Genomic DNA, 24,481 nt, shown 5'->3' with positions numbered 1-24,481 from the left:
AACAATCAAAAAACAAATTAATAGAAATAATAAATCGCAATAAATCTAATTTTTGGAATTAATTTTACTGCTAATTAAAAAATCGATAATCTTGTAAGCAACATTTAAAACAGGCTAACAATTATCACGATGTATGAGCATATTATTTTTATTAAACATTTGTTAATGTGACTAACGACCGCCATTTATGTCCATAAGTTTTTCTTATAATCTGAGCGTGATCTAGATCTATCTATAGGAAAAGTCGTGAGATAAATATTGATGAATAACTTTTTAGCATCAGACAAAAATTTAGTGTAAACAGCAAATAACGTCTTCAGTTCAAGAGGGGTAACTTAAAGATTTCCTGAATTAGCTAATACATTATTTGATATTAATTTCCAAATAATTATTGGAAAGTGTTAAGGCTATTTATGACAGCTCAGTTAAAAAAAAAGGAACCCTAGGGTTCCTTTTCTATTGATTCACTTAAATAAATGACTCGGTTTTTCGTTTGAGTCTTATTTTGCCTTGCGGTCTTTAATATGACTCAAGGCGCGTTTACGGCGACGCTCTTGGCTCATGGTCAGCTTTTCCACTTTGTTTTCAAACGGGTTATCACCCTCTTGGAAACGCAGTTGGATTGGCGTACCGACCACTTTTAATGAACGGCGGAAGTAGTTCATCATGTAGCGCTTGTAAGAATCCGGCAGCTTGCTGACTTGGTTACCGTGAATAACCACGATTGGCGGGTTATAACCACCGGCGTGGGCGTATTTCAGTTTCACGCGGCGACCGTTCACCAATGGTGGCTGATGGTCATCCTGCGACATTTGCATAATGCGGGTCAGCATTGAGGTGCTCACGCGGCGAGTCGCACTGTCGTAAGCTTCTTCAATCGACTCAAACAGATGGCCAACACCCGTGCCATGCAGCGCCGAAATAAAGTGAATACGGGCAAAGTCGATAAAGCCTAAACGACGGTCGAGTTCACTCTTAACACGGTCTTTAATGCCTTGGTCGATGCCATCCCACTTGTTAACAGCAATCACTAACGCGCGGCCTGCGTTTAGGGCAAACCCTAATAGGCCAAGATCTTGCTCGGCAACGCCTTCACGGGCATCGATGATAAGTAACACCACGTTAGCATCTTCAACCGCTTTGAGGGTTTTAATCACCGAGAACTTTTCAATCACTTCATGGACTTTACTGCGGCGACGTACACCAGCAGTATCGATAATCACGTATTCGCGACCATCGCGTTCCATCGGAATGTAAATACTGTCACGAGTGGTGCCTGGTTCGTCATAAACCACCACACGCTCTTCACCTAAGATACGGTTAGTTAGAGTCGATTTACCCACGTTAGGTTTACCGATGATGGCAAGTTTGATCGGTAAGTCCTGCAGACGCTTTTGCTCAGCTTCGGCTTCTTCTTCAGTGTACTGACGCTCGTCGACTTCTTCCTCTTCGCCTTGGCGCTCAATGCCCATGGCTTCAGCGTAAGGAGTTAAGGCGTACTCAATCATATTGGTTACACCGCGGCCTTGGGCAGCAGCCATTTGATAGACTTCACCTAAACCCAAAGACCAAAATTCGGCGCAGGCCGAGTCGGCATCAATACCGTCAATCTTGTTAGCCACCACAAAGGTGGTTTTTTGGCGGCTACGTAAATGCTGAGCGATAGACAAATCCGCAGCGGTTAACCCAGCACGCGCGTCGGTCATAAATAAGACAACATCGGCTTCTTCGATAGCGGCAAGGGACTGCTCGGCCATCTTAGTTTCGATCCCCTCTTCAGTGCCGTCGATACCGCCGGTATCCACCACAATAAACTCATAGCCGGATAAGAATGCTCGACCATATTTACGGTCACGTGTTAGGCCAGGAAAGTCAGCAACCAGTGCATCACGCGTACGCGTAAGGCGGTTAAATAAGGTGGATTTACCGACGTTCGGCCGACCAACAAGGGCCACTACAGGGATCATGATTTCGCCTCTAAAAAACTTTTCAATAAAAAGCCCCCGGAACACACTTCCAGGGGCTCTACAAGGATAACACTTTTAACTAAGGAAGTGTTACAACAGCTAACTTTCCGCTGCGACCTTGCACGTAGATTTTATCATCCACCACTAATGGCTGGCTGAATAATCCAGAGCTGTCCACTTGGATACGACCGACAATACTGCCTGTGCTGCGGTCGATAAAGTGCAGATAACCTTCAAAATCACCCACGACCAAATAGTCTTTATATACCTCTGGTGAAGTGAGTGTGCGATTGACCAGCTCAGAGTTGCTCCACAACTCTAAACCGTTACGTCTATCCACTGAATAGATACGACTATGGTCATCAACCAAGAACAAACTTAAACCCGCCGTAGCTAACTCATTGAAGCTTGAGTACTTACGAGTCCAAATAATCCGTCCGGTGCGCAGTTCCATCGACACCAAGTTACCGTTGTAGCTCACCGCATATAAGTTATCGCCGAGGATCAACGGTGTCATATCCACATCGGCCATACGGGTAAACTCATTGCCACCTGTAGGATTATAGATGGCTTGCTCCCACGCAGCTTGACCGTTGTTTTTGACGACAACAGCCACTTTGCCATCGGCGGTACCAATAAAGAAACCACCCGCTTCATAAGCTGCTGAACCCGTTCCCCGGAGCGTCAGGTTAGGCAACTGCATGTTATAAACCCACAGTTTTGCGCCAGTATCAACGTTATAGGCTTCAAATGAACCTGAACTGGTGCTCACCACCACAACGTCGTCAGCCACGGTTGGCTTAGATAACAATTCGCCACCCGCAATCACATGCCATAATACTTGGCCGTCTTCTGCATTCAGCGCAGCCAAAAGGCCACTCTCACCGCCGATAAAGAGCTTATTGCGTGCCGCTGTTACACCAGCGGCCAAACGTGCGCCTTTGTTTTTGGCTAAGGCGTTATCACGGAACTCTTCACTAAAATCTTTTTTCCAAACCTGTTCACCCGTTGCTTCATCAAAAGCAACGACTTCACCATAACGGTCGGCCGCAAAAATTTTACCGTAACGAACTGCAGGGGTAAGGCGAGAGTAATAATCACCAACACCATCACCTACAGAGGCGCTCCAACTTACTTCAGGAAATACTGTCGCCTGAATCGCAGTTAACTCACTTACCGGTTCTTCTTCCACATCACTAGAAGAACAGGCGGATAACATGGCTAGGCTTAACCCAGCGGCTAGCAGGTTCTTGCACCAAGACTTCATCAAGGGATCCCTTATGCTTGATTTAAGTTATCAAGTTTGATTTTAAGTGCAGGGCTGGTCACAACACCGCCGTTATCCATTGCTGCCTGATAAGCAGTTTTCGCTTTATCGGCTTGGCCTTGACGAACAAAGAAGTCACCTTTCAGTTCTTCACGTTGTGCTAAAAAAGCCTTATCAGTCACTTGATCTAGCGTGGTTAACGCAGTGTCAACTTGACCTTGTTCAGCCTGAATACGCGCTAAACGCAATGTTGCAATAGTGTCTAATCCGGCACCTGGCTTTGCAGCAATCACTTTCTTCAGAGCTTCTTCGGCCTTAGGAAAATCTTTTGCTTCCACCGCTGTTTTCGCAACGATCAGGTCTAGCAGTGATTGATAGCCCTTTTGGTCGTAATTTTTCGAAAACTCAGCCACGCCAGCAATCATAGCCGCTTCATCGCTTGATTTGGTGGTTAAGGTTTGGAACGCCTGTGATGCTTCTTCGGCCTTCACGATTTTCATGTCGGAATAAGTGTTCCAACCGTACAGGCCGCCTAAACCAACGACCGCCCCGATAACAATCGAGGTTCCATAGTCTTTCCAGAACTGTTTGATAGCATCAACTTGTTGTTCTTCTGTGCTATAAATTTCCACGCGCACGTCCCCTTATTTACTAAGTTCAGCTAAAAATGCGTTTAATGCATTTCGAGCGACCCGTTGTTGTTCGTTGTCATTGCGTAAGTATTTTACGGTAACCACACCTTCGGCGAGTTCTTCTTCGCCAATCAGTAAGGCTACTTGAGCGCCGCTTTTATCGGCACGCTTCATTTGTTTCTTCAGATTGCCACCACCACAGTGACTCATGACTCGCAGAGTGGGCAATGCAGAGCGCAGTTCTTGAGCCACTTTGATAGCTTCAACTAGGCAGTTATCCCCCATAGCGGCAACATAAACATCCACTTCAGCTGGGATATCCTGTGTCAGCGCTAAGGTTTCAAGCAGTAAAACGATGCGCTCTAATCCCATCGCAAAACCCACTGCTGGCGTTTCTTTACCACCCAGCTGCGCAACTAAACCATCGTAGCGACCGCCCGCAAGTACTGTGCCTTGAGAGCCTAAGCTATTGGTAACCCATTCAAAAACCGTGCGATTGTAGTAATCCAGACCACGGACTAAGCGCGGGTTAACTCGGTATTGGATGCCAACCGCGTCGAGGAGTTCACGCAATTGTGCAAAATGTTGTGAGGATTCTTCGCCTAAGTAATCCATCAGCGCAGGCGCATCACCTAAAATGCTTTGCACTTGGGGATCTTTTGAGTCCAATACGCGCAGCGGATTGCTGTACATACGGCGCTGGCTATCTTCGTCTAGTTTGTCCTTATGTTGCTCTAAAAAGGCAATCAAGGCTTCACGGTAAGCGGCGCGCTCGGCAGGATCGCCTAAGGTGTTCAGCTCAAGCGTCACATGCTCGCTAATGCCGAGTTTTTCCCAAAGACGGGCGGATAACATCAACACTTCAGCGTCGATATCAGCGCTACCAATACCGTAGACTTCAACACCAAATTGATGGAATTGGCGGTAACGGCCTTTTTGCGGGCGCTCATGGCGGAACATGGGGCCCATGTACCACAAACGTTGTTCTTGGTTATACAACAGGCCATGCTCGTTACCCGCACGCACGGTTGAAGCAGTACCTTCGGGGCGTAACGTCAGACTATCGCCATTACGATCTTCGAAGGTGTACATTTCTTTTTCAACAATATCAGTCACTTCACCGATAGAGCGTTTAAAAAGATCGGTATTTTCCACTATTGGAGTGCGGATCTCACTGTAACCATAAGCAACAACGCTTGAACGTAATACCGCTTCCACTTTTTGCCATAGAGGACTTTGAGTTGGCAGAATGTCATTCATTCCGCGAATCGCTTGGATCTGTTTTGCCACTGTATCGACTCGTCCGATTTCGCTAAATTAATAAAAAATGTCAGGCATTATAGGCTGTTCAACACTAAACGTAAAATGACCCCGTCAGTTTCGAGGTCTAGCTCAAGCCTTGAATGTTTTTATAACGCTTAACCTATGAGGTTATTCGGCTGCGGTTGTTACTCAGTCGTGTCTTTCACTTGGATGCGGTTAGCCATTTGGCTCGCCTTAGCGCGAATTTTCGCTTCGAGGGAATCGACTAGGTTATCATTGTCGAAACGCTCTTTTTGACGCTCACCTTCATCGTAGTAACCACTCTTACGATGACCACCCGTTAAGCCAATGTGCGACACTAAAGCTTCTCCTGGGCCATTGACCACACAGCCGATGATCGACACATCCATCGCGGTCGTCACATCTTCAAGGCGGCGTTCTAACTCGTTTACGGTGCTGATCACATCGAACTCTTGACGTGAGCAAGAAGGGCACGCAATAAAGTTAATGCCACGGCTACGGATACGCAGTGACTTTAGAATATCAAAGCCGACTTTGATTTCTTCCACCGGATCGGCCGCCAAGGAAATACGCAGCGTATCACCAATGCCTTCGGCAAGCAGCATGCCTAAACCGACGGCTGATTTCACCGCACCGGCACGGGCACCACCCGCTTCGGTAATACCTAAATGCAATGGCTGGCGAATTTGCTTAGCCAATAAACGATAAGATTCCACCGCTAAGAACACATCGGAGGCTTTTACGCTGACCTTAAATTGGTCGAAGTTCAAACGGTCGAGAATGTCCACATGGCGCATGGCCGATTCGAGCAGGGCTTCTGGCGTAGGTTCTTTGTATTTGTCCATCAGATCTTTCTCTAATGAACCACCATTAACCCCGATACGAATTGGAATGTTTTTATCACGGGCGCACTCCACCACACTGCGGATACGCTCTTCGTTACCAATATTGCCTGGGTTGATACGCAAACAGTCCACCCCATATTCCGCCACTTTTAAGGCGATACGGTAATCGAAGTGGATATCGGCAACCAAGGGCACTGACACCGATTGCTTAATCACTTTAAAAGCCTCGGCCGCGTCCATGGTCGGCACAGAGACACGCACAATGTCGGCACCCACTTTTTCTAAGGCGCGAATTTGGGCAATGGTCGCCTCAACATCAGTCGTTTTAGTGTTGGTCATTGACTGCACTGCAATCGGTGCACCATCACCAATGGGTACATTGCCCACATAAATGCGGGTTGAAGGACGTCTCTTAATGGGTGTTTCGTTATACATACTCAATACGCTCTTTTCGGTACTCTGCGTTAAGCGTGAGACTTAAGCCTGTGGGATAGTCAAACGCGCAACACGACCCTTAGGAAATTCAGCAAGACTGATGGCTTTACCATCAACCGTAAAACTAGACACAACAGTCGGCGCGCCTAAGATCACTTTAAACGGAGGCACACCACTGGCTTGAATAGTTGCGCCAGCACCTCGGACCCCATCAACAATCGCTTTGCCCTTGGCATCGACGATGTTGATCCAGCAATCACCCGTGAGTTGAATATTGATATTGGATTGTCCAGCAACCACAGGCATGGTTTGCTCACTCGAAGCCGCTGGCGTGGCACTGTTCACCGGCGCGCTGGCTGTTGGTACATTTTGAGCCGCTGCGTTTGTTACAGAAGAATTTTGTGTAGAAAGCGTGTTTTGCGCAGTCACCCCTGCCGTTTGCACCGCACCTGATGCACTTTGGGGATTATTAGGCTCACTCGCATTAACTGTCGAATTGGCAGACACCTGCCCTGCTTCCATTGCTGCCATATCACTGATATTCGGGTCAATAGTGCTAGCATCAGTATCTTTTACTGGACCATCGGTCGCCATTGAACCGTTGACCGCGATCTCACTCAAACGTGCACTCGCATCCGTTTCGGTGAGTAAAACATCACCCGGCAAGGTTTGATTCGCCGCGGCTAACTCTTCAGCGGTTGGTTTTGAAATATCGACATGAGTCACTAGCGTCGTTCGTTGCATCCACCAAAGCACAAACAGACCGAGCAACACGATGACAATAAAAAAGCTCAGCCACTTTAATTTAGTGTCACGAGCTTGATAAGTGGTCTTACGGGAAAAACTTTGCATCGCAGGCTGTGTTACATAGGGCACCTGCCTTGCGAGACAGGCTTCGATGAGCGTGTTGTCGACCCCAAGCATACGCGCATAATTTTTAACGTATCCGCGTACGTAGGTTGATGAGGCAATATTTGAAAAATCATCGGCTTCGAGATTTTCAACAATACCAGGCCGCAAATGCAGCTTCACAGCTGTCTCCGCAATGCTCAAGCCCATCTGCTCACGAGCTGTTTTGAGTACGCTTCCGAGCGTTACATTAGGCGTCGACTCAGCTTCTTCTGTTGTCACTGGTTCTACTGACGCGTTCATTTCGTTATCTTTCATTGATGCAAATTAACTCTATATTGCTTGGCTTGAGGCGATGCTGGGAATTTGGCAAGCAATAAAATGCCAAATCGCTTCATGGCAGCATCATCATTCAACGCCTGCTCAATTTTTATTCCGAGCGTTAAACTCTCTGGAGTCTGGGCCGCAACTTGGTGGTAACGCGCTAACTGGTTACGCGCATCAACATAATCACCTTTATCTATCCCAAGCTCAACCAGCTCCAGTAAAGACACCGAGCGTCTCGGGTCATACTTTAACGCCATCTGAAAATACTGTCGTGCCTTTTCTGCTCGTCCCGCGTCTCTGCTGCAAAGACCTAAGTTTTCATAACTGGATGCGGTACGCGTATATTTGGGCATTTCTATTGCAGCCAAAAACATTTTTTCAGCTTTTTCGTATTGCTTTTGTTGGCACAAAAACACCCCAAAGTTATTCATGGAATCGCCAGAGGCGTCCTTAGTATTGATAGCGTCCTGATACGCCTGTTCGGTACGTACTAAATCGCCTACGGTTTGATAGTAATAAGCCATTGCCACATGCACATCTTCGAGCTCTGGCGCATATTCGATTGCTTTATCAAGATTATACTTGGCTTGTTCCGAGTTACCTCGATTAAGGTAGGTTAAACCGAGCTGCATACGCTCCCGCGCAGCGGCAACTTTATCCAGTTTTCGCTCCGACACCGGAATATCAGTCCCTGAATAGGTACGCTCAGTTACGCATCCTGTCACTAATAATGACAGGGCTATTGCTAATGAAAACCCTGACAATCCATGCTTCATGGGCAAGCCTATAAATCTGTGCAAACAAAGAGTTAATTCATTGTGACCGAAATCTGATTTTCTTGCATGCGTTTTTTTGCTAAACGCTTGGTTCGATCGCGAATATCCCCAGCCAGCTGTCCACAGGCGGCATCAATATCGTCACCACGGGTCTTACGCACAATCACGGTTAAGCCATATTCCATTAACACTTTCGAAAAACGGTCGATGCGCGAGTTTGACGAACGGCCATAGGGTGAACCTGGGTATGGGTTAAACGGAATAAGGTTTACCTTACAGGGAGTATCCTTCATTAATTGTGCTAATTCATGGGCTTGTTCGGTACTGTCGTTGATGTGATCGAGCATCACATATTCCACAGTGACACGGCCACGGTTAGCGTTAGATTTGGCGATGTAACGGCGGATCCCCGCAAGGAACTCCTGCAGTGGATACTTTTTATTCACCGGAACCAGAATATCGCGCAGCTCATCGTTTGGCGCGTGGATACTGACGGCTAATGCGACATCGAGGGCATCACCTAATTTGTCTAATGCTGGAACAACGCCTGAAGTCGATAGCGTTACGCGACGTTTTGACAGACTAAAGCCAAAATCGTCTAGCATGATGTCCATTGCAGGGATCACGTTAGCAAGGTTAAGTAGAGGCTCACCCATCCCCATCATCACCACGTTGGTAATGGGGCGCTCGCCAGTATCTTTCGCGAATCCTAAGAAATGCGAAACACGCCAAATTTGGCCAACAATTTCAGAGACAGTTAGGTTGCGGTTAAAGCCTTGCTGCGCCGTAGAGCAGAAAGTACATTCGAGGGCACAGCCCACTTGGGACGACACACACAAGGTAGCGCGGTCATCTTCAGGAATATAAACAGTTTCGACCTCTTGGCCTTCACCGACATGGATGGCGAACTTAATGGTGCCATCGGCGGATTTTTGATAGCTGGAAATCTCGGGCGCCACAATCTCACAGCGCGCCGCCAGTTTTTGGCGTAACACTTTGTTGATGTTAGTCATCTCTTCGAAGTCACTGACACCGAAATGATAGATCCACTTCATCAGCTGATCGGCACGGAAAGGCTTCTCACCCAGATCGGCAAATAATGCCCGCATCGCTTTACGATCAAGGTCTAATAAATTGATCTTTTTTTCACTCATAGGACTAACCTCAACACCAAAACCTGCAACAGGGCGGCGAATTATACAGACGCAGAAAAATTTTAGCCAGCAACTCCATTCTCCTATGCTAGAATCGCCGAGGGTCAATGTTGGCCTAAATTATGGAGTTGTAATACCACCAATATGTTAACCCTCATCATTATAGTGCTTGTCGCTGTTGCAGTTTCTTTTCTGTGCAGTGTATTCGAAGCAGTGTTGCTCTCGGTTACCCCTAGTTATATCGCTACGCTCGAACAAACTGACAGTGCTGCGGCGACAAGGTTGCGTAAACTGAAAGAGAACATCGAAGCGCCATTGGTGTCTATTTTGACCCTCAATACTGTTGCCCATACCGTAGGTGCCGCCGTTGCTGGTGCGCAAGCCGCTAAGGTCTTTGGGGATGATATGCTCGGCGTTTTCTCCGGAGTGTTAACCTTTATTATTCTGTTCTTCTCAGAGATTATTCCTAAATCTGTCGGAGCCAACCACTGGCGCCGTTTAGCCCCAAGCGTATCGATTGCCATTACGTGGATGAAGCGTGCTACCCAGCCATTAATTTGGATGTCGCAGCAAGTGACTCGCCTGCTAGGTAAAGGTGAAGAAGGCCAATATATTCGCCAAGAAATGAGCGCGATGGCAAAAATCGGTCAAGAATCCGGTGAGTTAGACGAACAAGAATCCAAGATTTTGACCCAAATGCTTAAGGTGCGTGATGTGCCCGTTACCGCGATTATGACGCCGCGCACCGTGATGTTCTCTTTGCCTATTTCACTGACGCAAAATGAGTTTGTGCAAGAATATCGTGACAAACCTTTTACGCGTATTCCGGTATACGATCAGGACCACGACGATATTATCGGCTATATCACCCGCACCGATGTGCTGCTGGCTGAGCGTTATACTCCTGACGCGCCAATTGGCGAACTCAAGCGTAGCCTGTTTGTCGTACCCGAAACGGCCAAAATCCTGCCGTTATTTGAGCGGATGATTAAGCGCAACACCCAAATTGCCATGGTGGTTGACGAATACGGCAGTAGCCAAGGTATTGTGACCCAAGAAGATATTATCGAGTCGCTACTGGGATTAGAGATTGTCGATGTGAATGACCCTGCGACCGACATGCAGCAATTGGCGCGTAAACTCTGGACCAAACGCATGAAGCAAAAAGGCATTCGCCTCTCCGATGATGGCGACTTCGAAGCCGCAGCCGACGATGATGAAGCACGCTCGGGTTAATCTTGATTTAGTCATTGTTAAAGTAAAGGGAGCTTAGCTCCCTTTCTTGTTTTTGATGAGAAGGTTATAATCTCCCGCCGTAAAAGAGGTAAGTTATGACACAGAGATACACTCTCTCACTCGCGCACATCAACGATACCCATTCGAATTTTGAGCCTAGCCGCGTACATTTTTCCCTTAATCTTGGGCTTAAGTCCTTAGATATTACTAGCCACAGTGGTGGTTACGCTCGTTTGGGATATCAAATTAGCCAGGCGCGCGATCAAGCCACCCGAAGCAATACACCGTTTTTATTTTTGCATGGGGGCGATAGTTTCCAAGGCACACTGTATTTCAGCCATTTTAAGGGTAAAGCCAACGCCCATCTGCTGAATTTACTTGCCCCAGATGCCATGGTGATTGGTAATCACGATATTGACGAAGGTAATGCGCGGCTCGCCGAATTTGCCAAGCAAGTCGATTTCCCGCTGCTAGCGGGGAATATGGACTTGAGCCAAGAGGATATCCGCAAGCCGGGTAACCTGCGTACTGTGGCGAATATTCTGGCCTATGATGAAAAAACACAGCTTTCCAGCTACCTCGAAAAGCCCTTCTATGACAAAAAGCTCGCCGTCATCGGCATTACTCTGGATCAGATGAAGGACATTGCCAGACCCGATCCCGATACCCACTTTGTGGATGCGATTGCGACCACGACGCGAACCGTCTCGCATCTGCATGCCAAAGGCATTAAGCACATTATTGTGCTGAGTCATTTAGGTTTAGATCAGGATAAACGGCTCGCAGAACAAGTCGATGGTATCAGCCTTATCGTTGGCGGCCATACCCATACTCTACAGGGCGACTTTAGCGCCTTGGGGTTAAGCAATATTCCCTATGGCGAAACCATCAATGGCACGCCAATTGTCCATGCAGGGAAATACGCCGAAACCTTAGGTTTGGCCGAAGTTGAGTTTGATGAAGCTGGCCGCGCGATAAGTTTAAGCGGTGGCAACTACTTTATGCTCGATAAGCAGTTTATGTTGAGTTCGAGTGAGCAAGTGGATGACACCGACTATCAAGCCGTGCGCCAACGCTTTGATGAACATCCCTATATATTGTGGGATGAAGCCGATGAAGATATTCATGGCGTGATCCACGATATCTATCGCCCTGCGATTGCCGAGATGGAAAACAAAGTCTTAGCTCTAGTGCCTAAGAATCTGGTACACACCAGACTACCTTCTAAGGCGCTGCCCCATGGCAGTGAAATCGCGCCTTGGGTAAGTCGCAGTATGTTCCAAGAGGCTAAACTTGAAGACCCTCGCATCCACTTTGCCCTGCATAACGCGGGTGGTGTCAGGCAATCGGTCGCCCAAGGCAGACTGACCCTCGCCGATGTGTTGGGCCAATTGCTGCCCTTCGAACTGCCATTAGTCAAATACGAAATCCAAGGCCAATTTCTATATCAGGCGCTGGAGTCGGCGATTAACGCCGCTACCAATAACAGTGTACGCGGCACAGGCGCTGGCAGCTTCCCCTATACCTATGGATTGCGTTATTACTACGATGGCAGACGCCCCTTAGGGGAACGTTTATTCAAGCTAGAAATGATGCAGCAGGATGGATTATCACTCTGGTATCCAGTGCAGCCAGATGCACTCTATGTGGGGGTATCGACCTCCTATACCGCCGCGGGGAAAGAAGGTTATCACCCACTGTTACAGGCACGCTGGCAAGAGCCGATTGAGACGCTCACCCTACCCCAGGCTTTTATTCGCTTCCTCAATCGGGCACCAAACCCCAATTTAGCGGACTTGCTCTCACCCCATGTGCATTACACCAGCCATGTAAAGCGTTCGGTGTAAGCGCCCGGTGTCAGGGATGTGTATCAGCGCGCTGCCGCAAAGCTATGTCCTCTTAATTCATCACAGTACTTAGGGCGTGTTGACGTTCCAGGGTTATTTTTGCAGCAGTTTGGCTGGCGTTTATGCAAGGTAAAGTCCGTGCAGTGTAGTTATTCTACATAAACGGACGATAACGCAGCAGAAACGCCAGCCAAATGCTGCCCGAAGGGTTCGTCTAGCAAGCTCGTTCTCTTTGTCACTCGTCATTTGAGTAGAATAACTACACATCATTCCTCGTTTCGCGAGCACGAGCTTGCCAGAACGAACAAAATTTAATCTCGAAACGTCAACACGCCCTAGCAATGGTTAAGTACTGTGATTAACTCAATCCACTAGCAGCACGTGCACTTTACATCCCACTAAAACAACCAGTCGCAATGGGGCAAACGTTCGGCAAACCACGCCTGCGCCTTGCCTTGGTTGCCCTTGCGCCACGCCAGAAACACCGGCTGCGCCGGTCTTGGGATCTCAACCTTGCATGCGACCAATGCGCCTGAAGCGAGTTCTTCGCGAATCAAATGCTTGGGAAGATAACCTACACCTAGCCCGAGTTGCTGTGCTTTAATCTTGGTCTGCATGTTCGGCACGCGGATGACTTGGCGACTATCAAATAACCCACTGGAGCGCTGCGCGAGCGCCGTTGAGCTGTCGGCCACCACCACGGAGGGAAATTGCAACAAGGCTTCGGTCGGGATTGGATGGTCAAACTGCGCTAAGGGGTGGTGAGGCGCAAGGGCAAAGATGAATTCAAGCATACCGATCTCAACTAAGTGATATTGCCCCTTAGGTAACTCCCCCGTGACCCCAATGGCAATATCGGCGCGGCCCGAATACAGGGCATCCCAACCGCCACCCAATGACTCCTCAGTGATATTAATGGTCACCTGTTTACCTAACTCGGTAAATTCAGCAATTAGTTTAAGCAGTGGTAAATCGGGCACTACAGTGTCTATGGCTAAGGTTAACGCCGACTCCCAGCCCGTTTCGAGTTGCCGAACCGCCTCTTCAAGCCTTACAGTGGCGGCTAAGATCTCCCGCCCTTGGCGTAATACCAGTTGGCCAACTAAGGTCAGCTCGGCGCGCTGCCCCTTACGTTCAAATAATTTTACCCCTAAGTCGCTCTCTAATTTCTGCACTGTATAGGTCAGCGCCGATGGCACTCGGAATAAGGATTCAGCCGCAGCCGAAAAACTGCCTTTCTTATCAATAGCATCTAGCACTATCAATCCATCGAGACTCATCACTGGCAACATAACCGCTCCACATTCAAATTTTTTGAAATATACTATGAAAATGTTCCGATTTTCTTTCTTAAAGGTCAAGTCTAGACTGCAAACCAATGGAGAGATTGACGCTAAATCTCGACCGACCACCCCATTAACGACATAGTTAAAAAATTTGAATTAAGGAACATCCCATAAAAGCACTTATCACAAAATTACTGACCTCTACCCCTAGTTTCGCCCCATTGGCCCTGCGTATTCCTATCGGGATCATCCTCATGGCCCACGGCTCACAAAAACTCTTCGGCTGGTTTGGCGGCTACGGTTTAGAAGGCACAGGACAATGGATGGCCTCCATCGGCCTAACACCAGGTTACTTAATGGCGCTGATGGCAGGTTCAAGCGAATTCTTTGGTGGCTTGCTGATCATTATCGGTTTACTGACTCGCCCAACCGCACTGGTATTGTCCTTTACTATGGTGGTCGCGATTTTCTCGGTTCACATTGGTAACGGCCTGTTCCTTAGCAATAACGGTTATGAATTTGGTTTAGCCCTGTTAGCCGCTACTGTATCTCTGTCCGTGTCAGGTGCAGGTAAACTGAGTGCCGACAACCTGTTAGCCGCACGCTTAAAATAAGGAGTTAACGATGATCCGTATACGTAAAGCGCAGGACCGAGGACAGGCAGACTTAGGCTGGTTAAAGAGTCAACATACCTTCTCGTTTGCAAGTTACTACGATCCGCGGCATATGGGTGTGTCTTCCCTACGAGTCATTAATGATGACAGAGTCGCGCCGAGTGCGGGGTTTGAAACTCATGGCCATAAAGACATGGAAATCATCAGTTATGTGATTTCAGGCACCATAGCCCATAAGGACAGCTTCGGTAATATTAAGACCTTACCAGCGGGTGAGTTTCAGTTAATGTCTGCTGGTAAAGGGATTTATCACAGCGAGTTTAATGCATCAAACACAGAGTCTCTGCACTTTTTGCAGATCTGGATCCAACCAGACACCTTAGGTATTGATGCGGGTTATCAGCAAAAGGCCTTCGAGCAAACCTCGGCGCTCACAGCCGTGGTCACGCCAACGGGTGAAAACGGCACCTTGAAAGTACAGCAGGATGCGACCTTATATCGCCTAATGCTAGCGCCGCAAGAGCAAGTGCATATGCCGCAGCTAAAGCCACAGCGTCAGCTCTATGTACAACTGGTGAAAGGTACGCTTAAGGTCAATGACCAAGTGCTCACCCCGGGAGATGGCGCGCATATCACCGTCGAAGAAGTGGTTAGATTTAGCGCCACTGACAGCCCAGTCACAGCATTGGTGTTTGACTTAGCCTGATGATGCTTACTGACCAATAAAAAACCGCCAAGGAAACGAGGCGGTTTTTTATTACTCTGTGTATGGTGTATGGCTAAAACAGAATTGTCTCTTCAAGCGCAAACCTATGATAAGGACATGATCAAACTAAAGTTCACTAACACCTGCGCCCTGTCGTTTTGTTTGTCTTCAGCGGTGAGATAGCGGCGTAGTTCATTACGGCGAATGCAATTAAAGCCCTGTTTCTCAAAGAAAGGCCGCGCCTGATAGGAGGCTTCAACTGTGAGTCTTTTAAGGTTTAGCCTTTTCGCCTCTTCGAGTAGTGCCAAGTATAAATGTGTCGCTACACCAGCACGACCATATTCAGGATGAACAAACAGACAATCAACTTCGCCGACTAAGCAATCAAGCTCTTTATCGGGGCACAACCTTAAACTGATAAAACCGACCAGCTTATCGTCTTCAAGTGCAACCCACGTGGTTGTATCTTCTAACTTGGCCAGCCAGTAGGCATCGCTGCGTGCCTCACCTTGATTTTGCGCCCACGCTAAACGTTCTGTCAGCGAGTAATATTCCTGTGCTCCCTCCATAACACTGGCGTTAAATACCGCCGCCACCTGCGCCACATCCGCAGGAGAAAATAAGCGTATCTGCATTGGAGTCCACTCCTATGGGTTAATCATGACCAATGGGCACACAGGCTGTGCATTCCCATTCAGTTACAGTTTTTTAGTCATATAAAAACTCGGCAACACTTGGCCCAGTTTTTGTTGATAGCTGCGTTGCTGTTGGACGAATCCGAGTTTAATAAACAGCCCACGGGAAAGATAAGACGCATCGGCACTTAATTGGCTGTAACCTTGCTTCCTCGCCCATTGCTCTAACTGTCTGATAGCCAGTTCACCGAGTCCACAGCGCTGCCAATTAGGATGAATATACAAACTATCGATATATCCCCTATGGCGAAAATCCGTTTCAACATTGATAAAACCTGCACAAATCTTAGTTAAGCTCAGCGCATCTGTCACCAAAATAATCCAAGCTTGGGAACGACTTAAACGTAAATGCCAATGTTTACTGGAACGGGGCGAGGGTGACCAGGCATTTAACTGCGCAGTAGTATAACGCTCATGCTGTATTTGATGAACACAGTGATGAAAAAGCTGACTGACCGCACTTGCATAGCAACGCTGATAAGCGACGACTTCAATTTTCTCGTTAGTTTGGTTAGACATTGACACGGTATGCTCAAATATCATTGCGAGTATTTGCCGTATTTTGCAGTTATTTATTGAGAAGTGATAGCGTTGACATTTATTTAAGCCGAACACCGCTGAAAACAAAACCGCCTCGAACAAGGCGAGGCGGTTTAGGAACTCATCACAACATGAATGTTGCTAAGACATCGATTATTTCTTCTCGATTTGACCAACAAACAACAGCTTGTCGAAGGTGCGGTTTAAGGTTTTGCTGGTGAACTGGTTCATCCACATTTGCTCAACCACAGCTACTTTGTCACCTTTCTTGACTTCAGCTTCTGGGCCTGCAGCCCAAAACGTGTTGTCAGCTTCTTTAATTTGAACATAGGTGTAGCCGCCACCATTCATAGTATCAACCACAGTACCTTCATGAACTACGCCCTGTGCCCAAGCACTTGACATACCTAACGCTAATGTTGCTACAGCAGCTAATTTTACCAATTTTGCCATCATGCCTTTTGTTCCTTGTGTTTTACTAATATGCAGCATTAAAACATGCCATAGGTAATAAATCGCCAATCTCTATCACGAAATACAACACTTATCGCAAAAGTAGGATTTTTATCGCTTAGTAGGGAACTCATTTCAATAGCGGTTTTAACATGCCCTCAAGGCCATTGAGTTTTACCTCATAAATCAGCGCTAACTGCTCCCCTAATTTTCCCTTTGGAAAACCTTGTTGATGAAACCACACAAGATAGGGTTCAGGCAATTCGAGTAAGCGGCGGCCAGCATATTTACCAAAGGGCATGACCTGATTTACGGCATCGATAAGCTGTTGTTGATCCATGACAGTATTAGCTTGAACTCAGACAGAAAACTAGATTGAGGATGCTACCCTAATACCCAATGAATGCCTATGGCTAATACAAGCTGAGAACGACTAAGGGGGGATAAACTCAGAGCAAACCGCAGGCTTACCCTGAGTTGATACGGCATCAAGCGTAGATTTTACGCAGATTCGGTCCAAGATTCGCACAATGTGAATACTCAAAACCGTACTCAATACAGAGTCGTTCTTCTTCTCCGTGGGCGTTAATGCTCACACAAGTTCCTTGACTCGCATGCTCATCAACAAAAGTCATGACTCGCTCTAACATTATTTTTGCCAGCCCTACATGCCGGTATTCAGGTAAAACAATAAAATCCTCAATCGCCAGATGGTTAGCCTTATCACCATATACGCAGGCTGTTGCCACTATCGCACAGGTATTTTTTGACTGATCACTCGTAAAGCGAATAGATACCCAATATAAAGGCTGTAACGGATGCCCATCAGCCATCTCAACGCCGATAGAAGGATACCCAGCCGCATCGCGTAGATTCAGCAACTCATGAAATAAAGGAGCAGATTCAACCAGCTCAAATTCAATAGGCATTGACATTTTAATATCCATTTGGGCATCCCTTCACGAATGGTAGAAAAATCAAGGTGATTAGACGGCATTAATGGGAAAGACTAACTCAACAAGGTGGCAATTTGATGACACTCAAGCTTTATGCAAGACAACTTTCGTTTGAAAAGTAGTCGTGAGAGGCCAATATTTTAATAATATTTTTGCATAAAAAATTAAAATAAACGTTCAAAGTAAACTATACCAAGCCTTAATTTCAATATCATTGCCGCAATGGAGAGCAAACATTCATAATCAATTGATGTTAAAAACTCACTAAAAACCTTAATAATCAGATAACTAAAATTCAAAATCGCCTAAGTAATCCCGCTAGCAGAAAGAGTCAAATTAACGGCATATTACATGGTAGCGTCAAATATTAATCACGCGACATTTTATAAAAAAACGTCAAAAATCAGATAATTGACCAACGTTAACACAGGGTTTACATTCGTTTATGACAACAAGGTGCGGTAAAAAAACCATAAGCAACATATTACCGCCCAAGTGATAGCCTAAGCATTGAGGAACTCGTCATGATAGTGTTAGTCGGCGGCGAAAAAGGCGGCAGCGGTAAGAGTTGCCTCGCACAAAATATCGCAGTATTTCTCACCACCGAATGTGGTGCCTCTGTCATCATGGTGGATTGCGATCCACAGCGAACCACATCGGATTGGATCCAAGCCAGAAACAATAATCCGAAACTGGCAAGCATCAACTGTGTACAACTTTATGGCAAGATCCGTAACGATCTTCTGAGTTTAGAACAACACTATGACTTTGTACTCGTTGATTGTGGTGGGCAGGATAATCTTGCATTAAGGGCAACCATGTCAGTTGCGTCGCAAATATTAATGCCGCTCAGACCCAAACGCCGAGATTTAAAAACCGTGAGTCATATGGATGATATCGTCGCGACTTGTAAGATGATTAACCCTAAATTACACGCGTCTTTCGTTATCACGCAATGCCCTAACCTTCCCAATCAAGCGAATCGTATTTTAGAGGCTAAAGAGGTCTGTAAAACCTATGATATCAATGTATTAGATGCAATTACCTATAGTCGTAATATCTATGATGACAGTGAAGAGTCTGGATTGTCGGTGATGGAGATAGAACCAAAGGGTAAAGCCGCAGCTGAAATCCGTGCTATCGCCTGTGAAATGTTTCAAGTGGACTGCGCAGCCTCGTTAACGGCCTTACTCAAACCAAGCACACCAATAGCCGCGCATCGTGCCGCTATCAATCAACCTCAGCCGAATCATCTGAGAGGACAATATGGGACTCAGCGACCTCAAGAAAAACGCTATGCCATCTAGGGGAGGCGTCCAGCCCCTCTCCCTCGATGAGTTTATTGATGCCGCAACCCTTTATGCTATGGGAGAAAGTCATATTCCAAGCACGGGCAACTCAGTGGCGGCGATGGAGCGAGTGAAAGAATCACCAGTTGAAGTCACCTTGGAAACTTCCAATGTGGTGACTTTGCATCGACCACAAACGGCATCAAGACCCCTTGATGCCACGATTGACGACGAACGGCCACATTACCGCAAAGCCACATTTTCACTGAGTGAGGCGGCAATAGCCCATTTAGCAACGCTCTCAGAGGAAAGTGATATTTCTAAATCTAAATTGATCCGTTTTTTAATTGAACAACATTATGCTTTGCCAACCGCATTGAGGCAGATGCGCGAACAGCAAATAAAACAAGCTTAATTGCGCACCATCTCCCACCCTTTACCGATGATCTGAATTAATTAGGTCATCGGACTTTTTTTGTCTAAAAAAACCGATAAAAAATTGAGTCAATTTTTTTTACAAATCTATCCTTAATGTACAGCTGAGCTGATTAATGCTATTGATTAGCATCAATAGCCCGAGTATTTAAGGAGTTATTCTTGTTAACACGTTTGTCAATCCTATTATTCGGACTGGGATTAACGCTAGCACCTCCCGCCTTAGCGGAGTTTTCTTTGGACCAAATTCCCCCCTTGCCGAATAAAACGCCAATCACTTTAGTTGCCGAAAAAGGCTTTTGGACTGACTATCTCACCCAGCAAATGCTACCCAAATTCACCGAAAAAACCGGTGTTAAAGTCAATGTGATTAGCACCGAACTTGAGAGCATGTTCGAACTTCAGACCCACGCATTATTAATGGGGGAAGGAAAATACGATCTGCTCACCATGGAGGCTGGCTGGGCAAAAGAATGGGCGGCAAACGGCTATACAGTGCCCCTGTTGGAATTAGCAAAACTCTATGATCCCGATGGTGAAAAAGCGATGGAAAGCTACCTCGAACCCTACTATCCATCACTACTGAATATTTTATCCTACCATGGAGAATTGCACGCAATTCCCTATAATAACTACGTAATGGGAAGTCATTACCGCGCCGATTTATTTGAAAATAAAACCGAACAGTCTCACTTTCAACAACGGTTTGGCTACCCACTCAAACCCGCGACCAACTTCCAAGAATTAGAAGATCAAGCCGTATTCTTTACGCGAAAAGCGGGTGAACTCCTTGCAGACAAACCATTGACCCATAACTTTTATGGCCTAGCATTGATGTCGGGTAATAAACCCCATATTAACGATGAGTTTTCCAGCATTATTTGGAGTTTAGGCGGCGTTTGGATGTGGCCTATTTATGATCAACAAAAAAAACTGACTCACTTTGAAGTTCCGAGTGTCAATCAACAGGCAATTACCGCTGGAATAATCTATCGCAAACTAATGCCCTATGCTTATCCTGCTGATGATAAGTTTGCCTTTAATGAAGCCGCGCATGCTATGGCGACGGGACAGGTAGCCATATGGCCCTTTGCCTATAACAACCTTTGGCCAGCCTCTTTTAAAGTTGAAGCCAATATACCTGGTGCTCGACTTGGAGTATCTCAAGTCCCCGGAGGAACTCCTTACAATGGTGCCTATGCCTTTGCGGTGAGCTACGACAGTAAAAATCCACAAGCCGCCTATTGGTTACTCAAATATATGGGCACTTTTGAAGCCCAATATGCCTATGCACTTGGCGGCGGAAATCCATGCCGAATGGATGTCGTTACGGCTCCCGAATTTAAACAAGCTTCAAAAAGGTCTGTTGCTGGTGCATTTGAGGCAAGCCACATTGCTAACTTGTTCTGGTCGACTAAAGTATTGGAAGTAGGACACTTTACCACTACAGCAATGGGGCAGATTTATCCAGAATTAAGCCATGCTTGTTATGCCGCAAGCCAGCATGAAGCCAATAGTACAGATATTTTTATTGAGTTAAGTACCAAAATTAAACATTTGCAGAACACCTACGGGGAAGTCCCTGCAATCGACAAGAAAAACAAATGAACTCAAAACGACTGACCAGTCTTAAACAGAAAATTACGCTAGCCTTCTATATTATTCTCGGCATGGCGTTATTCAATGGTATTATCGCTATCCTATTGTCACAACAATTGAGAACTGAAATTGAGCAACTGGTAAATAGTGATGTCGTGAAAGTCACCACTGCGCTGCAACTAGCGAAAAACAGTGAAAGGTTGCAAATTATCACCACAGAATTAAACCACTATGATACTGAGCAACAACGACTATCCCTACTTTCAGAGTTAACTAATCAATGGGAGCATTTGTTAAAAGATACAAAAGTATTACTAAGTCTTGAAACCATCCCCGAGATGTATCAAGCCCTAAACACAACGATTGATACTCAGCTTTATTATCAGCAACAACTTCCATTGCTCAATACGCTTACGGACAGTGCTTTACAGGCAAAGTTACAGGCACAAAATATTCAAACAAATTTGGCCGGTATGTCATCAGCATTTTCTGATGAAATGCAGACTCAACTGAATCAGACCCATGAACGTTTCGCTCTATTAGTTGACCATAAAGATCTCAGTGGAATTACCGACAATCAGATAGAACATCAAGCTATTTCGGAATACCTGCACCAAGGTGAGCACCTGTTTGTGTTATTAGATGAAGTAAAAAATACCCAAAATATAGCGACGTTAAATCACCTTCAACGGGAAGCGATGCGACGACTTATTCAAATGGAAAATATCGTCGCGTCTATGCATTCGAGTAATACAATTTATCTCAACTGGTTATCGCAAATAAAACAAAACATGGTTGGCAATGACAACTTATTTGAGCTATCCCGCAATGCCTTAAAAAGTACTCAGATAGCCAATGCTCATTTTGGCTATCAAGCCAGTGCAGCAAGGCAAATAGCAACCTTCACCCAAGAGTTAGTCAACCATGTTGAAGATGAAATTCAGATCGCAGGCACCGATCTCAAGAGTGATAGTACCTCGTTTGTCATCCTCATCTTTTGTGGAGGTATTCTTTATTGCTTTTTTATCTGGCTCACCAGTTGGCACTTTATTGCTAAAGGTATTATTAAACCCGTGATTGAGACTCGTGATGCAATGAATGCCATCGCCAATGAAAAACTCGATACCCAAATGCCGATTACCGATAACCTTGAACTGCAACAAATGGTGAGTTCACTTGAAACCCTAAAAACCTATGCAGCTCAAGTTAAAGCGATGGCAGAAACCGATGGACTCACTGGATGCTATAATCGCCGCTATTTAGATAGCCAAATACTAAAAGAATTAAGTTACGCCAACGATCATAATATGCCATTGAGTATTGTGATGTTCGATTTAGATCACTTTAAGGAATTTAATGATCAATATGGCCATGTTGTCGGTGATCAATGCTTAAAACAGATCGTCGAGGCCACCAAAGCAATTCTACAACGTCCCACAGATATTCTAGCTCGCTATGGTGGTGAAGAATTTATGTTACTCTTGCCCTCAAGCCATATTGAAGATGCTTACAAAATTGCCGAACATCTGCGCGAAACCATTATAGACTTGCATATTCCCCATCAAGGCTCATCAAACATGGGGATTGTCACCATTAGCTTAGGAATTGCCTGCTGGCAACCTCCGCAATTACTCGATGCAAACAAGCTGATAAGCCATGTTGATGAGGCGCTCTATCGTGCCAAACTAGCAGGGCGAAATCGCACAGAAGTCTTCATTGGCGCTCACTAACACCACTCATCCCGCATTAAGCCGCTCACTGAAAGCGTTTTATTTTTAACCAAAGGATTGAGTTCAGTACGCTCAATCCCCATTAGCTAATATAACTGACACCAATACCACACTGAGGGACTATGCTCGCCAGTTTAACGATTCTAATATTTGGCCTCAGTGCGATTGCTTGGTTGGCCTCCAGTCGTTGGCGCAAAAACCTCCGTCGTAAACAAGTGATGGCAAGCCCCTTTCCAAAGACTTGGCGAGCAATACTAAAAAGAAGACTTCCATTTTTTCATGCATTACCTGCAGATCTTCAATTGCAACTTAAACGTCATATTCAGGTATTTTTAGATGAAAAGCATTTTGTTGGCTGCGATGGTTTACTCATAACCGATGAAATTCGAGTCACTATTGCTGCCCAAGCATGCCTACTGCTACTTAATCGCAAGACCGATTTCTACCCTAAACTAAGACAAATTTTGGTCTACCCCGATGCATTTATAGTCGACAGCCAACGACAAGATCCATCAGGCTTAATCAGGGAGCAACGTAACGTACTCGCTGGAGAATCATGGGAGCAGGGACAAGTAATACTTTCATGGAAAAATACGCTTGAAGGCGCTGCCAATCCACACGATGGCAACAATGTTGTCATCCATGAGTTTGCCCATCAATTAGATCAAGAGGATGGCCACGCCAATGGCGCCCCAATTTTAGCTCGTGGCCAAGATTATCTGTCTTGGTCAAGCGTATTTAATCAAGCATTTAATGAACTAGTTGAAGATACTGCCGTCGGTAAACCAGCCCTATTTAATGGTTATGGGGCTACCAACCCAGCAGAATTTTTTGCCGTAGCGACCGAAGTTTTTTTTGAAAAACCAGCAGAACTCAACCAAGAACATCCAGCACTTTACCGAGAATTAAGTCATTTCTATCAAGTTGATCCGCTCAATTGGCACTGATGTCATTACAAAGTAATAAACACAAGGAATACCCTATGACAATAATAGCTAAATACAAACATCTTTCAGCCACTTCGCATAATGCCACTCGGCAAAATTCAAGTCGATTCTGTACCACTATGTTCATTCTTGTTGTGGTCGCGTTACTCTTCAGCTCTAACAACCATGCTAATGATAATAATGCCATCACACCAGCAACAAGCGGCATATCAGCCCCATCAGCCGATGAACAAGCCGCTGCTCAAGTACTTGATCAATTGAATCAATATTCCAGTAGTGCCGATTGGGATAAATATTTTTCACTGTATCGTCAGGATGGGATTTTTATCGGAACGGATGCGAATGAACGTTGGGGAATGGCAGAATTTGAACACTATTCCCGTCCCACAAAAGGCTGGCGCTACGATTTAACTTCGCGCCATTTAGTGCAACATGGTGATGTAATTCTGTTCGACGAACTGCTCAATAGTCCGAGTTATGGCGTGAGTCGTGGTACAGGAACATTAATCAAAACCAATGGAGAATGGAAAATAGCTCAATATCATTTAAGTTTTCCCATCCCCAATGGTATAGCGAAAAAAATCACTGCTGAAATTAAAAAAGCACAGTAAG

General features: G+C 46.0%; 24 protein-coding genes. 10 read left to right on the top strand and 14 right to left on the bottom strand.

Annotated features, from left to right (window positions below; genetic code table 11):
• Positions 1–500 precede the first annotated feature (500 nt).
• The 8 genes from der to rlmN all read right to left on the bottom strand — a co-directional run bounded on the left by der (position 501) and on the right by rlmN (position 9,536).
• Positions 501–1,967, bottom strand: coding sequence for a ribosome biogenesis GTPase Der (der, locus tag M0413_RS05615; RefSeq protein WP_037420678.1), 1,467 nt, complete (start codon positions 1,965–1,967; stop codon positions 501–503).
• A gap of 79 nt (positions 1,968–2,046) precedes the next feature.
• On the bottom strand, positions 2,047–3,234 hold the full coding sequence (gene bamB, locus M0413_RS05610; protein ID WP_037424915.1) for an outer membrane protein assembly factor BamB: 1,188 nt from the start codon (positions 3,232–3,234) through the stop codon (positions 2,047–2,049).
• 11 nt (positions 3,235–3,245) lie between these two features.
• Positions 3,246–3,866: a tetratricopeptide repeat protein gene (locus tag M0413_RS05605; protein ID WP_069453266.1), complete on the bottom strand. Its 621-nt coding sequence runs from the start codon at positions 3,864–3,866 to the stop codon at positions 3,246–3,248.
• Positions 3,867–3,878: 12 nt separating this feature from the next.
• Positions 3,879–5,156, bottom strand: coding sequence for a histidine--tRNA ligase (gene hisS / locus M0413_RS05600; protein ID WP_249553421.1), 1,278 nt, complete (start codon positions 5,154–5,156; stop codon positions 3,879–3,881).
• Positions 5,157–5,314: 158 nt separating this feature from the next.
• On the bottom strand, positions 5,315–6,430 hold the full coding sequence (ispG, locus tag M0413_RS05595; protein WP_037420691.1) for a flavodoxin-dependent (E)-4-hydroxy-3-methylbut-2-enyl-diphosphate synthase: 1,116 nt from the start codon (positions 6,428–6,430) through the stop codon (positions 5,315–5,317).
• Positions 6,431–6,472: 42 nt separating this feature from the next.
• The gene (locus tag M0413_RS05590; protein WP_249553419.1) at positions 6,473–7,597 is read right to left on the bottom strand and encodes a RodZ domain-containing protein; all 1,125 of its coding nucleotides are present in this window, start codon (positions 7,595–7,597) and stop codon (positions 6,473–6,475) included.
• Positions 7,594–8,382 (bottom strand): type IV pilus biogenesis/stability protein PilW, encoded by a 789-nt coding sequence (gene pilW, locus M0413_RS05585; RefSeq protein WP_037420698.1) that lies wholly within the window; start codon positions 8,380–8,382, stop codon positions 7,594–7,596. Before pilW ends, M0413_RS05590 begins: the two co-directional genes overlap by 4 nt.
• Positions 8,383–8,414: 32 nt before the next feature.
• Positions 8,415–9,536, bottom strand: a complete 1,122-nt coding sequence (gene rlmN / locus M0413_RS05580; RefSeq protein ID WP_011622013.1) for a dual-specificity RNA methyltransferase RlmN — start codon at positions 9,534–9,536, stop codon at positions 8,415–8,417.
• Between the two features lie 144 nt (positions 9,537–9,680).
• Between rlmN and M0413_RS05575 the strand changes: the two genes are divergently transcribed.
• Positions 9,681–10,772 carry a CNNM domain-containing protein gene (locus tag M0413_RS05575; protein ID WP_037424927.1) on the top strand — a complete coding sequence of 364 codons (1,092 nt, stop codon included), beginning with the start codon at positions 9,681–9,683 and terminating at the stop codon, positions 10,770–10,772.
• A 95-nt stretch (positions 10,773–10,867) separates the two neighbouring features.
• Positions 10,868–12,619 carry a bifunctional metallophosphatase/5'-nucleotidase gene (locus M0413_RS05570; RefSeq protein WP_188870143.1) on the top strand — a complete coding sequence of 584 codons (1,752 nt, stop codon included), beginning with the start codon at positions 10,868–10,870 and terminating at the stop codon, positions 12,617–12,619.
• A gap of 398 nt (positions 12,620–13,017) precedes the next feature.
• On the opposite strand, the gene M0413_RS05565 is transcribed toward M0413_RS05570, so the two are convergent.
• Positions 13,018–13,911 (bottom strand): LysR family transcriptional regulator, encoded by an 894-nt coding sequence (locus M0413_RS05565; RefSeq protein WP_047533697.1) that lies wholly within the window; start codon positions 13,909–13,911, stop codon positions 13,018–13,020.
• 164 nt (positions 13,912–14,075) lie between these two features.
• On the opposite strand from M0413_RS05565, the gene M0413_RS05560 reads away from it, so the two are divergent.
• Positions 14,076–14,519 carry a DoxX family protein gene (locus M0413_RS05560; RefSeq protein ID WP_037420710.1) on the top strand — a complete coding sequence of 148 codons (444 nt, stop codon included), beginning with the start codon at positions 14,076–14,078 and terminating at the stop codon, positions 14,517–14,519.
• 10 nt (positions 14,520–14,529) lie between these two features.
• The gene (locus M0413_RS05555; protein WP_037420713.1) at positions 14,530–15,225 is read left to right on the top strand and encodes a pirin family protein; all 696 of its coding nucleotides are present in this window, start codon (positions 14,530–14,532) and stop codon (positions 15,223–15,225) included.
• A gap of 104 nt (positions 15,226–15,329) precedes the next feature.
• On the opposite strand, the gene M0413_RS05550 is transcribed toward M0413_RS05555, so the two are convergent.
• From M0413_RS05550 to M0413_RS05530, 5 genes are all read right to left on the bottom strand, one after another.
• Positions 15,330–15,860, bottom strand: coding sequence for a GNAT family N-acetyltransferase (locus M0413_RS05550; protein WP_037429406.1), 531 nt, complete (start codon positions 15,858–15,860; stop codon positions 15,330–15,332).
• Between the two features lie 63 nt (positions 15,861–15,923).
• Positions 15,924–16,439: a GNAT family N-acetyltransferase gene (locus M0413_RS05545; protein ID WP_224021810.1), complete on the bottom strand. Its 516-nt coding sequence runs from the start codon at positions 16,437–16,439 to the stop codon at positions 15,924–15,926.
• A 174-nt stretch (positions 16,440–16,613) separates the two neighbouring features.
• Positions 16,614–16,916, bottom strand: a complete 303-nt coding sequence (locus tag M0413_RS05540) for a hypothetical protein (protein WP_011622005.1) — start codon at positions 16,914–16,916, stop codon at positions 16,614–16,616.
• Positions 16,917–17,043: 127 nt separating this feature from the next.
• Positions 17,044–17,253, bottom strand: coding sequence for a DUF3820 family protein (locus tag M0413_RS05535; RefSeq protein WP_011622004.1), 210 nt, complete (start codon positions 17,251–17,253; stop codon positions 17,044–17,046).
• A 148-nt stretch (positions 17,254–17,401) separates the two neighbouring features.
• Positions 17,402–17,860: a GNAT family N-acetyltransferase gene (locus tag M0413_RS05530; protein WP_249553417.1), complete on the bottom strand. Its 459-nt coding sequence runs from the start codon at positions 17,858–17,860 to the stop codon at positions 17,402–17,404.
• Positions 17,861–18,393: 533 nt separating this feature from the next.
• Here M0413_RS05530 and M0413_RS05525 point away from each other — a divergent pair.
• The 6 genes from M0413_RS05525 (at position 18,394) to M0413_RS05500 (ending at position 24,480) form a co-directional block, all read left to right on the top strand.
• Positions 18,394–19,176 carry an AAA family ATPase gene (locus tag M0413_RS05525; RefSeq protein ID WP_249553415.1) on the top strand — a complete coding sequence of 261 codons (783 nt, stop codon included), beginning with the start codon at positions 18,394–18,396 and terminating at the stop codon, positions 19,174–19,176.
• Entirely contained in the window at positions 19,136–19,573 is a 438-nt protein-coding gene (locus M0413_RS05520) for a CopG family transcriptional regulator (protein ID WP_088586911.1), read from the top strand. Before M0413_RS05525 ends, M0413_RS05520 begins: the two co-directional genes overlap by 41 nt.
• Before the next feature lie 182 nt (positions 19,574–19,755).
• Positions 19,756–21,201, top strand: a complete 1,446-nt coding sequence (locus M0413_RS05515) for an ABC transporter substrate-binding protein (protein ID WP_099456801.1) — start codon at positions 19,756–19,758, stop codon at positions 21,199–21,201.
• Positions 21,198–22,922 (top strand): GGDEF domain-containing protein, encoded by a 1,725-nt coding sequence (locus M0413_RS05510; protein ID WP_249553413.1) that lies wholly within the window; start codon positions 21,198–21,200, stop codon positions 22,920–22,922. Before M0413_RS05515 ends, M0413_RS05510 begins: the two co-directional genes overlap by 4 nt.
• A gap of 122 nt (positions 22,923–23,044) precedes the next feature.
• On the top strand, positions 23,045–23,869 hold the full coding sequence (locus M0413_RS05505; protein ID WP_037429412.1) for a M90 family metallopeptidase: 825 nt from the start codon (positions 23,045–23,047) through the stop codon (positions 23,867–23,869).
• A gap of 119 nt (positions 23,870–23,988) precedes the next feature.
• Positions 23,989–24,480 (top strand): nuclear transport factor 2 family protein, encoded by a 492-nt coding sequence (locus M0413_RS05500; RefSeq protein ID WP_370687113.1) that lies wholly within the window; start codon positions 23,989–23,991, stop codon positions 24,478–24,480.
• Position 24,481 lies beyond the last annotated feature (1 nt).

It is taken from the genome of Shewanella sp. 8A, assembly GCF_023475945.1.
Lineage (GTDB): Bacteria > Pseudomonadota > Gammaproteobacteria > Enterobacterales > Shewanellaceae > Shewanella > Shewanella xiamenensis.
Note: the sequence above shows the minus strand (reverse complement) of the source record. Positions and strands in the feature narration are given on the sequence as shown.